Origin of the sequence: Nonlabens xylanidelens, from assembly GCF_002934445.1 — a bacterium.
In the GTDB taxonomy this organism is placed as follows: domain Bacteria; phylum Bacteroidota; class Bacteroidia; order Flavobacteriales; family Flavobacteriaceae; genus Nonlabens; species Nonlabens xylanidelens.
In genome coordinates, this window is the sequence record NZ_PTJE01000001.1 from 729,508 (window position 1) to 743,798 (window position 14,291).

The 14,291-nt window shown below is 35.6% G+C and carries 14 protein-coding genes; 8 read left to right on the forward strand and 6 right to left on the reverse strand.

The annotated features are described in order from the left end of the window. Positions 1-40 precede the first annotated feature (40 nt). From LY01_RS03300 to LY01_RS03315, 4 genes are all read right to left on the reverse strand, one after another. The gene (locus tag LY01_RS03300) at positions 41-1,639 is read right to left on the reverse strand and encodes an SGNH/GDSL hydrolase family protein (RefSeq protein WP_104514375.1); all 1,599 of its coding nucleotides are present in this window, start codon (positions 1,637-1,639) and stop codon (positions 41-43) included. Positions 1,640-1,652: 13 nt separating this feature from the next. Then, on the reverse strand, positions 1,653-2,903 hold the full coding sequence (locus tag LY01_RS03305; RefSeq protein ID WP_211289258.1) for an OmpP1/FadL family transporter: 1,251 nt from the start codon (positions 2,901-2,903) through the stop codon (positions 1,653-1,655). A gap of 103 nt (positions 2,904-3,006) precedes the next feature. Beyond that, positions 3,007-3,768 carry an alpha/beta fold hydrolase gene (locus LY01_RS03310; RefSeq protein WP_104514376.1) on the reverse strand — a complete coding sequence of 254 codons (762 nt, stop codon included), beginning with the start codon at positions 3,766-3,768 and terminating at the stop codon, positions 3,007-3,009. Beyond that, positions 3,768-4,481 carry a pyridoxine 5'-phosphate synthase gene (locus tag LY01_RS03315; RefSeq protein WP_104514377.1) on the reverse strand — a complete coding sequence of 238 codons (714 nt, stop codon included), beginning with the start codon at positions 4,479-4,481 and terminating at the stop codon, positions 3,768-3,770. The genes LY01_RS03310 and LY01_RS03315 overlap by 1 nt, the downstream gene beginning before the upstream one ends. An 85-nt stretch (positions 4,482-4,566) precedes the next feature. On the opposite strand from LY01_RS03315, the gene LY01_RS03320 reads away from it, so the two are divergent. The 7 genes from LY01_RS03320 (at position 4,567) to LY01_RS03350 (ending at position 11,733) form a co-directional block, all read left to right on the forward strand. Continuing rightward, entirely contained in the window at positions 4,567-5,223 is a 657-nt protein-coding gene (locus tag LY01_RS03320; protein WP_104514378.1) for a CBS domain-containing protein, read from the forward strand. Beyond that, the gene (locus tag LY01_RS03325; protein WP_104514379.1) at positions 5,224-6,099 is read left to right on the forward strand and encodes an NAD kinase; all 876 of its coding nucleotides are present in this window, start codon (positions 5,224-5,226) and stop codon (positions 6,097-6,099) included. A 102-nt stretch (positions 6,100-6,201) separates the two neighbouring features. Continuing rightward, positions 6,202-6,888 carry a type IX secretion system protein PorG gene (gene porG, locus LY01_RS03330; RefSeq protein WP_104514380.1) on the forward strand — a complete coding sequence of 229 codons (687 nt, stop codon included), beginning with the start codon at positions 6,202-6,204 and terminating at the stop codon, positions 6,886-6,888. A gap of 2 nt (positions 6,889-6,890) precedes the next feature. Then, positions 6,891-7,625: an isoprenyl transferase gene (locus tag LY01_RS03335; protein ID WP_104514381.1), complete on the forward strand. Its 735-nt coding sequence runs from the start codon at positions 6,891-6,893 to the stop codon at positions 7,623-7,625. Between the two features lies 1 nt (position 7,626). Beyond that, the gene (gene bamA / locus LY01_RS03340) at positions 7,627-10,206 is read left to right on the forward strand and encodes an outer membrane protein assembly factor BamA (RefSeq protein ID WP_211289259.1); all 2,580 of its coding nucleotides are present in this window, start codon (positions 7,627-7,629) and stop codon (positions 10,204-10,206) included. Between the two features lie 34 nt (positions 10,207-10,240). Further along, positions 10,241-11,134 carry an OmpH family outer membrane protein gene (locus LY01_RS03345; RefSeq protein ID WP_104514382.1) on the forward strand — a complete coding sequence of 298 codons (894 nt, stop codon included), beginning with the start codon at positions 10,241-10,243 and terminating at the stop codon, positions 11,132-11,134. A 74-nt stretch (positions 11,135-11,208) separates the two neighbouring features. Continuing rightward, positions 11,209-11,733: an OmpH family outer membrane protein gene (locus LY01_RS03350; RefSeq protein WP_104514730.1), complete on the forward strand. Its 525-nt coding sequence runs from the start codon at positions 11,209-11,211 to the stop codon at positions 11,731-11,733. Positions 11,734-11,885: 152 nt separating this feature from the next. On the opposite strand, the gene LY01_RS03355 is transcribed toward LY01_RS03350, so the two are convergent. Together LY01_RS03355 and LY01_RS03360 are read right to left on the reverse strand one after the other, a co-directional pair. Further along, positions 11,886-12,080, reverse strand: a complete 195-nt coding sequence (locus LY01_RS03355; protein ID WP_104514383.1) for a cold-shock protein — start codon at positions 12,078-12,080, stop codon at positions 11,886-11,888. A gap of 84 nt (positions 12,081-12,164) precedes the next feature. Beyond that, a complete protein-coding gene (locus LY01_RS03360; RefSeq protein ID WP_104514384.1) occupies positions 12,165-12,653 on the reverse strand; it encodes an RNA methyltransferase in 489 nt (162 codons plus the stop codon). A gap of 175 nt (positions 12,654-12,828) precedes the next feature. Between LY01_RS03360 and LY01_RS03365 the strand changes: the two genes are divergently transcribed. Continuing rightward, positions 12,829-14,283, forward strand: coding sequence for a sensor histidine kinase (locus tag LY01_RS03365; protein ID WP_245890617.1), 1,455 nt, complete (start codon positions 12,829-12,831; stop codon positions 14,281-14,283). Positions 14,284-14,291: the final 8 nt, after the last annotated feature.

Below are 14,291 nucleotides of genomic sequence, written 5' to 3' on the forward strand. Positions count from 1 at the left end.
CGAGCCTTCAGCAGATTTATATAGAAATTATATGCTCTGTTTATTGAGCAGAATCACTTAGTTGAATAGAATCATAAGCACCTATGTCTACTTTAGGTAAAGTAGAGCTGTATTGTGCGTTGATAGCATCTATTATAGTGTTTGCGGTTAATGCATAACCTCTAGCTGTAGGGTGAACACCATCTAGTGAAAAAGCACCACCTGAAGCATATGTAGAAGTTAAAACGCCACCGTTATAAGAAATCCCTGTAGTAGCTACTGTAGAAAGTTCTGTACGTACGTCAACATATGCAAGACCATTTGCAGCAGCAAGTGCTTCTATAGTTGCGTTATATGCAGTTTGTGCAGTTGTTATTCTATCTTGCTCATCTTGGGTAAGTACCCACTGGTCTTCAAGAGGGAAAGTAACACCGTTAATAGAAAGTTGTCCAGCAGTAGCAGCGTCTAAACCAGCTCCTGTAAGTTGTGCAAAACGAGCTGCGTTTAACTCACCGATAACTGTCTGACTTGTAAAAGTTAATAAATCTGTAGCGTTAGCTTGTCTTGCCTGACCAAATTGTTGTCCGAATAGAGTAGCTGTAGCAGCGTCTAATCCGCCACCTATTAAAACTTGCGTTAATTGTGCAGATAAGTCTGTTAATGACTCATCGTTAATTACTACAGCACTTGCAGCAGTTTGAGAAAAAGTAATTGATCTTTCTGGAACACCTAAAAATGCAAACGCTTGATTTAGACCAGCAAATGTTGCGTTTAAAGTAGGTATCTGAGGACCGAATGTAGGGCTTGCAGGGCTTAATGGAGCAAATGGTACCGTTGTAAAGAAAGGAATAGAAGTAACATCTGGAATGTTAACTAGAGCTCCTTTTGCACCGTTTGCAGTAAGTCCAGCAACTAATTGTTGGTACACGGCAGCAAATACATTATTGTTAGTTATACTGTTGTCTCCTTGTGCAGCTGGGTCTATGTTGTTTAATTCGTTGTTATCAACACCTAACCCACCGCTAGTAGCATATCCTAATATATCATTATTACCTATCCATAGAGTAAAGAACGTTCCGTTTGCAGCAATCGCATCATCTATTACTGTAGAAGATTCTGAGCTAGAAAAACGAGCATAGTATGGGTTTGCAGTACCTGTAGCAACACCAGCTAAAGCACCGTAACCTGGAGCTGCTAGGTGAAATACTCTTGCGCCTGGAACACCAAAGTTGTTTAATGGTCCGGTAACTTTGTTAGTAATGTCTGTTGTAGGAGTTGCGTCTAGAACAACTGGTCCAGCAGGAGTTCCATTACCGTCAGACGCTAGTACAAAACGATTAGGTAGTATTTGTACCCCAGCGGCAAGTAGGCCACCAGCATTATCATTAACGAGTGGTTGATTAAATTCACCACCACCAGCAAACTGCATTTGACCTGCAATAATGTTAGGGTAAGAATTTAATTGTCCATTTAGGTACAATGCGTTATCTGCAAATCCTGCCGTTAAAGAGTTTCCTACAGTTACAAATTTAGAGAAGTCTGCTTCTCCAGATGTGTATACTCCACCATCTTCGATAGCGTTGTCAAATTCGTCATCACAGCCTATTACTGCAGCACCTGCAAGAAAAAGAGCAATGAATTTTATATTTAAGTTTTTCATTATTTTATTTTTTTTACATGCTATAAGTTATACCTAGACCACCGATAAATGCTGATGATTTGTAGGTTCCTGCAAATGGTGCAGTAGTAGTTGCGCCAGTGTCAGAAAAGAAATCATAAGATTCATTAATTTCTTTAAATTGTACAAATAGGAATGATGTGTCAATAGATAACTTCGAATTTACTTTGTAAGAAAGACCAAAAGTATAGTTGTTAGAATCATTACGTGGTGTTTCTGGAGCAAAGAATCCAGATTGTACAGGAGACTCGTCAAAGTAATAACCACCTCTTACGGTTAATTTTTCAGTAAACTCATATTGAGCACCTAATCTCCATGTAGAAGCATCTTTATAGTTTCTTGGGTTAATAGAAGCAACACCATTACTAAATTCTAGATCTAGACTGTTGTATTCACTCCATAGAGTTCTATTGTAATCAAAAGCTAGAAGTAATTTGTCCCATTTATAAGACATTCCTATAGTAAGTTCTGCAGGTAAAGGAAGTGTTGCAGTAAATCCAGTCTCACCATTACTAGGAGTTAATGAACTGTTAGGGAAGTTTGAGAAAGTAGCAGTACCTTCTGTACTATTAATGTCTATTAAAGAACGGTAGTTGAAACCTAGAGTAAATCTATCGTCTGGAGTAAACATAAGTCCAGCAGACCAACCCCAAGCCGTAATACCAGAATCTTCTATTTCAATGTTAGAACGAACACCTTCTTCATCAGTTAGTGTTCTACTTGCGTTTCTATTAAATGTAACCGCTCCTATAGCTAGGATAGGTCCACCACCTATACTTACACTATCAAATAATTGATAAGATAAAGTAGGCTGAATAAAAATTGCACTTAAGTCTATTTCATTAACTAGGTGAGATCCTGCCCAATCAGTAGGCCATGTTACATTACTACCATAAGGTGTGTAGACACCTAAACCTACAGCAAAATCTTCAGATACTTTGTAAGTAGCATAAAGATAAATAGGAGTACTAGTTTCACTTTCTGTTTCAAATGTGGTCCCAAATTCTTGATTTTGGTACTTTACATCAGAAAATACACCGAAACCACCGGCGCTTATATTTAATTTGTTTTCCAGGTGTACTATTCCAGCTGGATTAAAGAATAAGATGTCTGCATTATTAACGACAGCGACACCAGTATGTCCCATTGCTAATTGCGTGTTACTTTGTGTGCTAACACGATATCCACCTGCATAAGCAAACGTAGAGATCAAACAAAGTACAACAAAAACTTTCAGTTTGTTCATAATCAAGGGTTTGAGGTATAAGTTAAATTTGTATGTGTCAAATTTAATATTAAATTAATATTACGCAAGCGTTTTCGTTATTATTATGCAAGCATAACAACTGTTATTTTACGAATTTCGTAACATATGTTAAGAATTCTTGCGGTTTCTCTGCATGAAGCCAGTGTCCTGCATTTTCTATTGTTTTTAGTTCCGCTTTCGCGAAAGCGTGCTCTATAATCATCACGTCACTGTCTAATATGTATCCAGACTTACCACCTCTTATAAAAAGGGTAGGTGTTTTTATAGGTGTAGTAATAGGGTCGTGAACACCGACTTTTTCTTGAGACTCACCTAAGACATCTAGATTAAATCGCCATCCATAACGACCTTTCTCAACGCGATAAAGACTTTTTAACAAGAACTGACGTGTGCCGAAGTCAGAAATTACTTTTTCTAACATCTCGTCTGCATCATTGCGAGAGCTTACCTTATCAAAGTCAATGCTTTTTAGTCCATTTATAATATCGCTATGGTGTGGTGGGTATACTTTAGGGGCGATATCTGCTATTATCAATTTGTCTAAATAGCTTTCATTTTCTGCAGCAAATCGCATGGCTACTTTACCACCCATGCTGTGTCCCAAAAGAATAATGTTTTTAAGCTCATGCTCATCACAATATTCTTTTATGTCTTGTGCCATTAATGAGTAGTTAAACTCGTCGCTATGTAAACTGCGTCCATGATTGCGCTGGTCGATTAGATGTACTTGAAAACCGTCTTCACTCCATTTGCGACCTAGAGTTTTCCAGTTATCTGCCATGCCTAAAAAGCCATGTAGGATTAAAAATGGCTGTCCTTCACCTAAAATTATAGAATGTAACATTATGCTAGTCTTGATTTATACATGTTAACTACATTTTCTAGTCCTAGATATAAACTTTCAGAAATTAAAGCATGACCTATGGATACTTCTAATAAGCCTGGTATTTGCTCGCTGAAAAACTTTATGTTTTCTAGAGATAAATCATGACCAGCATTAATTCCTATTCCTAGTTCTGTTGCTTTTTTTGCTGCTGTTATATAAGGAGCGATTGCTTTATCTCTGTCCGTATCATAAAGACTAGCAAAATCTTCTGTGTATAACTCAATGCGGTCTACACCAGTTTGCGCAGCGCCTTCTATCATTTCTATAGTAGGGTCTACAAATATGCTGGTGCGTATCCCTTGATCTTTAAAATGTTTCACGATTTTAGTCAAGAAATCTTTATGTTTAATAGTATCCCATCCAGCATTAGATGTCAAGGCATCTGGTCCGTCTGGTACTAGGGTTACTTGAGCAGGTTGTACCTCGTCCACTAGTTTTATAAAACTTTCTATAGGGTTTCCTTCTATGTTAAGTTCTGTTTGCACTACTTTTTTAAGATCTCTAGCATCTTGATATCTTATGTGTCTCTCGTCAGGTCTAGGATGAATTGTTATTCCTTGTGCGCCGAATGCTTCTAGATCGATCGCGACTTTTAGTAAATTAGGTACATCACCACCTCTAGAATTACGCAAAGTTGCTATCTTGTTGACATTTACACTTAAAATTGCCATGTTGTATTTTTATTTCAAAAATACAAAGGATTGCGTCAGACGCATAAGTGTAGAATTGATTAATTTGCGTTAAATTTTGCACTCTATGGATATTAAGCAATACATAATTAATGATGTAAAGCCATTGGACATTTCGTCAGACATGAAAAAGGCTCAAGAAATATTCTCGCAGCTTACTTATTCTCATTTGCCTATTATGGAAAATGATATTTATATAGGGTGTCTGTCAGAAAATGATGCGCATTGTTTTGAGTCAGATCAAAAATTACAGACCGTTAAATATTCTATGACTGCTTTTCATGTAAAAGAAGAAACGCACTGGTTAGATGTTTTAGAAGCGTTTGCACAACATCAATCTAATATGATGCCTGTCTTAGATGGTAAAAATGAATATTTAGGCTACTATGAGCTTAAAGATATTATGGAGCTATTTAATGACGCACCATTTATGTACGAGTCTGGTGCAGTAGTAGTCGTTCAAAAAGGATCTAATGATTATAGTTTTAGTGAAGTAGCACAAATAGTGGAGTCTAATGATTCTAAGATATTCGGTTGTTTTGTAAGTAATTATAATGATCATATGTCTGAGATTACACTCAAACTGAGTCCTCAAAATTTAAATACCGTTCTGCAAACTTTTAGAAGGTATAGTTATGAGATAGTAAGCGCTGCCGAAGAAGATTCTTATCTAGATACCTTAAAAGAACGCTCAGATTATTTGAATAAATACCTAAATATGTAAATGAAAAAAGTCGCTATATACGGTCAGTATCTTCATGATGACACAGTGAAAACGTGTCAGAAGCTCATCGATCTTTTAAGAAGTAAAGATTGCGTCGCGCTAGTGGAGTCTGGCTTTCATGATTTGCTTAAAGGTCAGGGTGTTGCATTGGGGTTGGATTCTTTTGATCAATTAGATAAATCATTTGACCTGCTTATAAGTATGGGTGGAGATGGTACGGTTCTTAGAGCTGTCGCCTACATAGGTAAAGTAGATATTCCAGTAATAGGGGTTAATACAGGTAGACTAGGTTTTCTAGCAACACTGCATAAAGACCAACTAGAAGAAGCGGTAAATGCTTTACATAATGGAGATTATACTTTAAGTAAGCGCAGTCTAATCACGCTGGTTTCTACACATGAAGAAAACCATCCAGAACCTCGTAATTTTGCACTTAATGAGGTGACTGTTAGTCGTATGAATACCACTAGCATGATTCAAATAGAAACTAAATTAAATGAAGAGCTGTTAACTGTTTACTGGGCAGACGGTTTAATAATATCCACACCTACAGGTTCTACAGGTTATAGTTTAAGTTGTGGTGGTCCGGTAATATCTCCAGATACAGATGCATTTGTGATAACACCTATAGCGCCTCATAATTTAAATGCACGTCCACTTGTTATTCCAGATCATACAGAGATCACTATTAAAGTAAGTGGTCGTGAAGAAGAATTTCTTGCATCGCTAGATAATCGTATAGCATCCTATCCTAATGAGACACAATTGACACTTAAAAAAGCAGATTTCACTATAGATCTCATAGAGCTAAAAGGACAAAGTTTCATTAAGACCATCAGGGAGAAGTTGCTTTGGGGTGAAGATAAACGCAATTAAACAATAAAAAACATCAATACTAGTTCTGTATTACTAGAATCGAGCATGTAAACATCATGCTGGGTAAAGAGAATTGTTATATTTGCACGTTTTAAAAATTCCATGCGGTTAGTTTTTTTATTTATTGTTTTTTTTAGTTTCGCTTTCGCGAAAGCGCAAACCTATGAGTTAGGTATTTTTGCAGGAACCTCAAATGTGGTAGGTGATGTAGGAAGTACTCAGTACATTCAATTTAACGATGTCGCAATAGGTGGTGTTTTTAAATGGAACCGTAGTCCACGACACAGTTTTAGAGCTACCATTATATCTGCAAATATGGTAGGTGATGATAATGATAGCGACGATATTTCAAGAGATTTAAGAGGTTTAAACTATGATTACAGGATGCTAGAAGCGAGCGTAGGTATAGAGTATACCTTCTGGGATTGGGAATTATATTCAGGTAGACCACAATTTACACCCTATTTATATACTGGGCTTACTGCGTTTCATTATGAGTTGTTTGCACTAAATAACACAAATGAGTTGGAAGAATACGGTGAAACAACAGATATTGCGGTGCCTATAATTTTTGGAGTTAAGATGTCTCTTACTCCTAAATTGATACTCGCAGCAGAGATAGGCGCTAGGTATACTTTTACAGATAATCTCGATGGAAGTAGTCCTGTGAGAAGTAAAGATTTTGACAATTTGAAATTTGGTAACTTAAATAACAATGACTGGTACGTGTTTAGTGGGGTGACTCTTACCTACACATTCGGTCGTAAACCTTGTTATTGTAACTTTTAAGTATGGCACAAGAACTACTCGATCGTACTAGAATCCCTAAGCATGTTGCTATTATCATGGATGGTAATGGTAGGTGGGCAAAAAAACAAGGTTTAATGCGTGTGCGTGGACATGAAAAAGGCGCAAAAGCAGTTAGGCAATCAGTAGAAGCATGTGCAGAATTAGGTGTGGAGCACTTAACTTTATATGCTTTTAGTACCGAGAACTGGAAAAGACCAAAGTTAGAGGTGGACACCTTAATGAGGTTGTTAGTTTCTAGTCTTAAAAAAGAGCTTCCTACTTTACAGAAGAATGATATTTCTCTTAAAGCTGTAGGTGTTCTAAGTCTTTTACCTAAGTCTGCCCAAAAAGAGCTGGCTGAGGTTATTGAGGCGACTAAAGATAATAAAAGAATGAATTTAACTCTAGCTTTAAGTTATGGATCTAGAGAAGAGTTGATATCAGTTATAAAAAATGTGGCCGGTCAGGTAAAGGAAGGTTCCTTAGAGATCGATCAAATAGATACAGACGTTATTAATAAACATCTATATACGAGTTATATGCCAGATGTAGATTTATTGATACGTACTAGTGGAGAACAACGTATTAGTAATTTCCTTTTATGGCAAATTGCTTATGCAGAATTATATTTTACAGAAGTGCTTTGGCCAGATTTCAGAAGAGAAAATCTGTTAGAAGCAATACATAATTATCAAGATAGAGAAAGAAGGTTTGGTAAAACAAGTGAACAATTATAGAATGATAAAAAAGTTAGCAAACTCGCTACTACTGGTAACATGTTTACTATTAAGTGCAGCTACATACGCTCAAGAGAAAAGAGGAGACCTAGCTATAGGTGATGCCACCAAATATAAAATAGGTGAAATTACGGTTACAGGAAGCCAGACTTATAATGAAAATACGGTAATTGCTTTTACAGGACTACGTAAAGGTGAAGAGGTTTTTGTGCCAGGTGAACGTATAAGTCAGGTAGTAAAGAAAATGTGGGATCTAAAACTATTTAGTGACATAAGAATTTTTGCTACAGATATTATAGGAGATCCAGAAGACGATGTGATGGATACTATTAATCTAGAAATTAATATTATCGAGGTACCTAACCTTAATGAGGTAACTATACAAGGACTGCGCAAAGGGCAGACTAAAGATCTTAGAGAAGAATTAAAGTTAACTAGAGGACGTAAAGCGACTGAAAATCTTATTACTACAACTAGATCTTTTATAGAAGATAAATACAAAAAGAAAGGATTCTTGTACGCTGATGCTAAAGTGAAAACTCGCACTCTAGTGGATACAACTGGAAAGAATAGAGTCGATATGAAAATAGATATCGATAAAGGTAAGAAAGTTAAAATAGCAGAGATAAATTTTGAAGGAAATTCTATGCTTACCGATAAGGAATTGCGCGGTGCAATGTCCAACACTAAAAAGAAGAATTTTATAAGACTTTTAAAAAGGTCTAAATATATTGAAGACGATTTTCAAACCGATTTAATCGCTGTTGTAGATAAATACAAAGAGAGTGGTTATCGAGATGCTCGTGTTATATCAGATACTTTGACTAAGGTAGATGATAAAACCATCTCTCTAGATATAAAAGTAGAAGAGGGAAGAAAGTATTATTTTGGAGATATTAAGTTTATAGGTAATACTGCTTTTTCTGATGAGCAATTAAAGAGATTACTTAAAATAGAAAAAGGAGATGTTTATAATGGTGTTGCTTTTGATGAACAAATTAGTAATCCACAAGATCCAGATTCTGATGATTTAACTAATCTATATCAAAACAGTGGTTATTTATTCTCTAGTGTAAACGCTGTAGAAACTCGTGTTCAAAATGACACGATTGATTTTGAAATTAGAATAGTAGAAGGTAAAGAAGCTTATTTTAACAACATTAGTGTAAGTGGTAATACAAGAACAAATGACCATGTTATTTATAGAGCAATAAGAACGTCTCCAGGAGAGAAGTACTCTCGTCAGAAGATTATTAACTCTATTCGTGAGTTAGGACAGTTAGGTTTCTTTGATGCCCAACAGATTAATCCACAATTGAATAATGTGAATCAAGAAGATGGAACTGTAGATGTAGATTATGAACTAGTAGAAGCAGGTGCAAGTCAGATAGAATTGCAAGGTGGTTATGGTGGTGGAGGTTTTGTAGGAACGCTAGGTTTACGTTTCAACAACTTCTCATTACGTAATTTATTTAATGGCGAGGCATATGAGCCAGTACCTATGGGTGATGGTCAGACTCTAGCCATAAGAGCACAAGCAAGTACTATTTTTAGAACCTATAGTTTAAACTTTACAGAGCCTTGGTTAGGTGGTAAAAAACCAGTTTCTTTTAATGTTTCTTTTTCACACAGTGAGCAATTCCGTGTAAATCAACAAGATTTTAGTGAAGTAGATAGAAATCAAAGATTCTTAATTACTGGTGGTACGGTAGGTATAGCAAAGAGATTAGAATGGCCTGATCAATACTTTCAGTTCTCTCAAGCTATTTCTTTCCAACATTATAACTTAAAAAACTACCAGACTAGTTTATTTAATTTCCCTAACGGTTTTTCAAATAACCTGGCATACACAGTTGGTTTAAGTCGTAATAACGTGGGTGTAAATCCTATTTTCCCTACATATGGATCTTCCTTCTCACTTACAGCAAAAATGACTTTACCTTATTCTGTATGGAATGGAGTAGATTATGAAAATCTAGAAGATGATCCAGAATTTCAAACTAATGGAATAGCAGATAGTGGTAAGATAGATCAAGAGAAATTTAAGTTTTTAGAATACTATAAAATCAAATTTGAAGGAACGTGGTATACGCAACTGTATGAAAAATTGATTTTACAGACTAAGACTGAATTTGGTTTCTTAGGAGCGTATAACAATGATCGCGGTCTAGTTCCTTTTGAAAGATTCTTTGTGGGTGGTGATGGATTAGGTTCTTTCTCTCTAGATGGTCGTGATATTATTAGAATGCGTGGTTATGATAACAGTGCATTAACTACAAGTGATGATGGAGATACGGTATACAATAAATTCTCTATGGAATTACGTTATCCTATATCATTAGAACAAGCAGCATCTATATATGTATTAACTTTTGCTGAAGCTGCAGGTTCATATGACCGTTTTAGAAGCTATAATCCTTTTGATGTACAGCGCTCTGCAGGTGCAGGATTACGTATATTTATGCCAGCATTTGGATTATTAGGTGTTGACTTTGGTTATGGTTTTGATAGTGTTCCTAACGTTGCAAGTGATGAGCCTAGTGGCTGGAACGTTCACTTTATAATCGGACAACAGTTTTAAATATGGCATGATTATTTCTTTAAACAACTAGCTTATGAGAACTAAGATTTTAATTATTGGAGTAGTAGCTTTTTTTAGTTTCACTTTTGCGCAAGCACAAAGAGGAGCAAGAATAGCTTACATAGACATGGAATACATTTTAGAAAGTGTTCCAGAATATCAAGAAGCATCAAAACAACTAGAGCAAAAAATGCAAAGGTGGAAAGGTGAGATAGACCAAATGTCTAATGAGATTTCTCAAATGAAAGCCTCTCTTCAAAATGAAAAGGTTTTACTTACTAAAGAGCTTATTGAAGAAAAGGAAGAAGATATCTCTTTAAAAGAGCAAGATCTAGCAGACTATCAACAAAAACGTTTTGGTCCACAAGGTGACTTTCTATTGCAAAGACAACAGTTGATACAGCCTATACAAGACCAAGTTTTTAATGAGGTGCAAAAGATAGGAAAGCAGAAGAAATACGACATGTTAATCGATAGTTCTGAAGCTGCTTTGTTATATAGTGCAGACCGTCACGATGTTAGTGATTTAGTTTTAAAAGCTATCGGTAGAACCGGTAAAAGAAAAGATGCTCAAGAAAAGCAAGATGCAAGAAATAATCCTGTAGAAGATGATGAACCTTACTTGTCTGTTGTAGAGGCAGAGGAAAAGGAGAAAAAGGAACAGGCAAAAGAAGATAAAAAAGAAGCGGTTCAAAAAGCGATCTCAGAGCGTGATGCTGTCCGTAATGAGCAAAGAAGAGTGCGTGACTCTGCAAAAGCAGCAAAAGCAGCAGCTTACAAAGTAAGAAGAGATAAGCTCATGGCAGACCGCAAACGTAGAAAAGACAGTGTTCTTGCAGTAAGAGCAGCGGCTAGAGCAAAGAAACAAGCTGAGATAGACGCTAGAAACGCAGAGAAAAATAAGAAAACACCACCTGGTGGTGAATAATATAGGAACTCCTTATATTTGCAGCCGCCTCAGTAGGCTGATGGAATTAAAAATTGATAACAATTAATAAAGAAATGAAACAAGTAAAAACACTAATAGCAGTAATCGCATTTATCTTTGCAGGTATTAATCTAGGTCAGGCACAAGATGCGCAACCGACTAAGGTATGTCACGTAGCTTCTCAATCATTAGTAGAGTCGTTACCTAGTGCTATTGCAGCAGATAAGCAATTAAGAAATCTTGCAAAAACTTATGAAACTAAGTTAACTGCGATGGATAAAGAATTGAAAACTAAATATCAAAATGCACAAGAAGCTGCACCGCAAAGAACTCAAGAAGAAAACGAAAGAATTCTTGCAGAGCTTGCTGAAGGTCAGAAAAAATTAGAAGAGTATTACCAAAATTCTCAAACTGCAATGGGTCAAAAAAGAACGGACTTATTAAAGCCACTTTATAAGAAAGTAAGAGAGGCTATCTTTGCAGTTGCTAGAAGAAAAGGATTTGATTATGTACTTGATTCTACTACAGGAACTGGTATCATCATGGCAGACGGTTATGATCTTACTAATGATGTAAAAGCAGAATTAGGAATTAAGTAATTCAATTCTATAAAACACATTTTAAAAAGCCGCTGTAGTCATACAGCGGCTTTTTAATGGGCTGTAATTAATTACACCCATACTCTTTACCATAAAAAAAAATCCCAACTCATTTAATGAGTTGGGATTTTGCTTTTTCTATGGAATGAAAATTAATCTACTAGTCTTACATTAACTGCGTTCATTCCCTTTTTTCCTTCTTTTTCTTCATATTCTACGTGGTCACCTTCTCTTATCTCGTCGATAGTTCCTGTAACGTGTACAAAGCATTCTTGGTTAGTTCCTTCTTCAATGATGAATCCAAATCCTTTTGATTCATTAAAAAATTTTACAGTTCCTTGTTTCATGGTTTATTTTAATAATAGTTTAGATCATAAAAGTAAAAACTTTCATCGTTTTAAAATTAAAAATGTAAAATTATTTTAAGTCTATTAGGACTCTTTTGGAACACCATTTATGTAGACATGATTTCCTTTTACGCTTCTATCATACATGATTATACTTCCTGCAACTGCCACGTTTAGGCTTTTGGGAGTATTAAATTTTACTATATGATGTGATTTTGTGATGGCCTCGTTAGTTAATCCATGGTCCTCTGCACCTAATAAGTAAACACAATTGCGTGGGTGTTTAAAATCTTCTAGCACCACAGCACTGTCAGTTAACTCTATTCCCACCACCATAGCGCCTTTAGGTAAATGACTGTAAAAATCTTCAAATGTTTTATAATGAAAATAAGGTATAGCACCTACAGCGTTGTGAGTGTCACAGGCTTGTTTTGCATAACGTTTACCTATGGTGTAAATGAAATTTGCTCCTAGATTTTGTGCCGTACGCCATAATACACCTAGATTTTCTGGTGTCTTGCCATGCATGATTCCTATTCCGTAATATCCTTGCTCTAGATTATCTATTTTCATTATGCAAATCTATTAATTTAACTGATTATATGCAGTCTGTCCTCGCGCAGAGTTTTATGGACTCTTTATAGATGGATGTTGTATTCGCTTTCGCGAAAGCGGAATTAAAACACCATTCACTTATAAGATTTAATATTTTTTTACAACTGGCTCGGTTATTGTTATTTTTACCTTAATGAAATTGTATAAAAATAGCCTTAGAAATCGCATCTTCTTCTCCATGATGGTGCTAACTATTATTGCGAGTGTCTTGATTGCTGGTATGTCTATATATCAATTTCAGGAGCAGGCAAAGGATTATCATGAAAAGCGATTATTACGCAAGGAACAAGCAATTAAGGAACATATTGCGTTTATTCTAGATGAAACTACTTATGAGGTGGTGACTAGTAATTTGCCTTATATTTTTAAAAAAGATATTTATGATTTGAGTGCTGTACACGGTATGCCTATTTATATGTATGATTTAAATGGAGCTTTACTTAAAAGTTCTAAAGCACAATTTATTAGTGATAGTTTACATAATCAAATATCACCAGGTATTATTAAAAGACTCAATAATGCCGAAGATGATCGTTTTGTAGAACAATTTGAAGTAGATGGTGAGAGTTATCGCTCTAGTTATACCTACCTAGTAGATAATAGGTTTAAGGATATTGCTATTCTTAACTTACCCTACATAGAGAACGACGACTTTATGAATCATGAATTAGAGGAGTTTCTTAAGAGACTGGCATTAGTTTATGCGCTTATGTTCTGCTTTTCTATAGTCCTAGCATATTTTTTATCCAGATATATAACTAGATCCATTAGAAATATTTCTGATAACCTGAAAGAGTTAGATATTTCAAAACGCAACCGTAAGCTAGAAATAGATTATAAAGGAACTGAAGAAATAAATACTCTAGTAGAGTCTTATAATAAAATGGTGGACGAGCTAGAAGAAAGTGCTGTAAAACTGGCAACTAGCGAGCGAGAACAAGCATGGCGAGAAATGGCAAAGCAAGTCGCGCATGAGATAAAAAACCCACTAACACCTATGCGACTTACAGTGCAAAGTTTTCAGAGAAGATTTGATCCTGAAGATCCAGATGCTAAGGAAAAACTAAATGAATATTCTAATTCTATTATTGAGCAAATAGACGTTATGAGTAATATTGCTAGTGCATTTTCTACTTATGCAACTATGCCGGCTCAAAAAAACGAAGAGACTGATGTGTGCATGGTAACCCAACTAGCGCTGGATATATTTAATGAATCTAATATTAATTATACAGAAGATACAGATTCTTTAATGATAGTTTTTGATAGAACTCAATTGATACGTGTGGTTACTAACCTTGTTAAGAATGCAATACAAGCTGTGGATAGTAGCCGAGAAAATGTTATAGATGTGTCAGTTACTCACAATACTCAACATGTATTTCTAGAGGTGAAGGATAACGGTACAGGTGTACATCCTGATAACGAAAACAAAATATTTGAACCTAAATTCACTACTAAAAATAGCGGTATGGGATTAGGTCTCGCTATGGTAAAGCAAATCGTAGAGAACTTCAATGGAAAAATAGAGATGAACACGGTCTATGGAGAAGGGACCACGTTTACAGTAACGCTACCTAGAAGTTAAGCTCTCAT

What these genes read in the sequence shown, in the direction of transcription:
- porG (WP_104514380.1), top strand. Translation starts at nt 6,202, where the DNA reads ATGCGGTTAGTTTTTTTATTTATTGTTTTTTTTAGTTTCGCTTTCGCG.
- LY01_RS03350 (WP_104514730.1), top strand. Translation starts at nt 11,209, where the DNA reads ATGAAACAAGTAAAAACACTAATAGCAGTAATCGCATTTATCTTTGCA.
- LY01_RS03305 (WP_211289258.1), bottom strand. Translation starts at nt 2,903, where the DNA reads ATGAACAAACTGAAAGTTTTTGTTGTACTTTGTTTGATCTCTACGTTT.
- LY01_RS03345 (WP_104514382.1), top strand. Translation starts at nt 10,241, where the DNA reads ATGAGAACTAAGATTTTAATTATTGGAGTAGTAGCTTTTTTTAGTTTC.
- LY01_RS03355 (WP_104514383.1), bottom strand. Translation starts at nt 12,080, where the DNA reads ATGAAACAAGGAACTGTAAAATTTTTTAATGAATCAAAAGGATTTGGA.
- LY01_RS03310 (WP_104514376.1), bottom strand. Translation starts at nt 3,768, where the DNA reads ATGTTACATTCTATAATTTTAGGTGAAGGACAGCCATTTTTAATCCTA.
- LY01_RS03325 (WP_104514379.1), top strand. Translation starts at nt 5,224, where the DNA reads ATGAAAAAAGTCGCTATATACGGTCAGTATCTTCATGATGACACAGTG.
- LY01_RS03360 (WP_104514384.1), bottom strand. Translation starts at nt 12,653, where the DNA reads ATGAAAATAGATAATCTAGAGCAAGGATATTACGGAATAGGAATCATG.
- LY01_RS03300 (WP_104514375.1), bottom strand. Translation starts at nt 1,639, where the DNA reads ATGAAAAACTTAAATATAAAATTCATTGCTCTTTTTCTTGCAGGTGCT.
- LY01_RS03315 (WP_104514377.1), bottom strand. Translation starts at nt 4,481, where the DNA reads ATGGCAATTTTAAGTGTAAATGTCAACAAGATAGCAACTTTGCGTAAT.
- LY01_RS03365 (WP_245890617.1), top strand. Translation starts at nt 12,829, where the DNA reads ATGAAATTGTATAAAAATAGCCTTAGAAATCGCATCTTCTTCTCCATG.
- LY01_RS03320 (WP_104514378.1), top strand. Translation starts at nt 4,567, where the DNA reads ATGGATATTAAGCAATACATAATTAATGATGTAAAGCCATTGGACATT.
- bamA (WP_211289259.1), top strand. Translation starts at nt 7,627, where the DNA reads ATGATAAAAAAGTTAGCAAACTCGCTACTACTGGTAACATGTTTACTA.
- LY01_RS03335 (WP_104514381.1), top strand. Translation starts at nt 6,891, where the DNA reads ATGGCACAAGAACTACTCGATCGTACTAGAATCCCTAAGCATGTTGCT.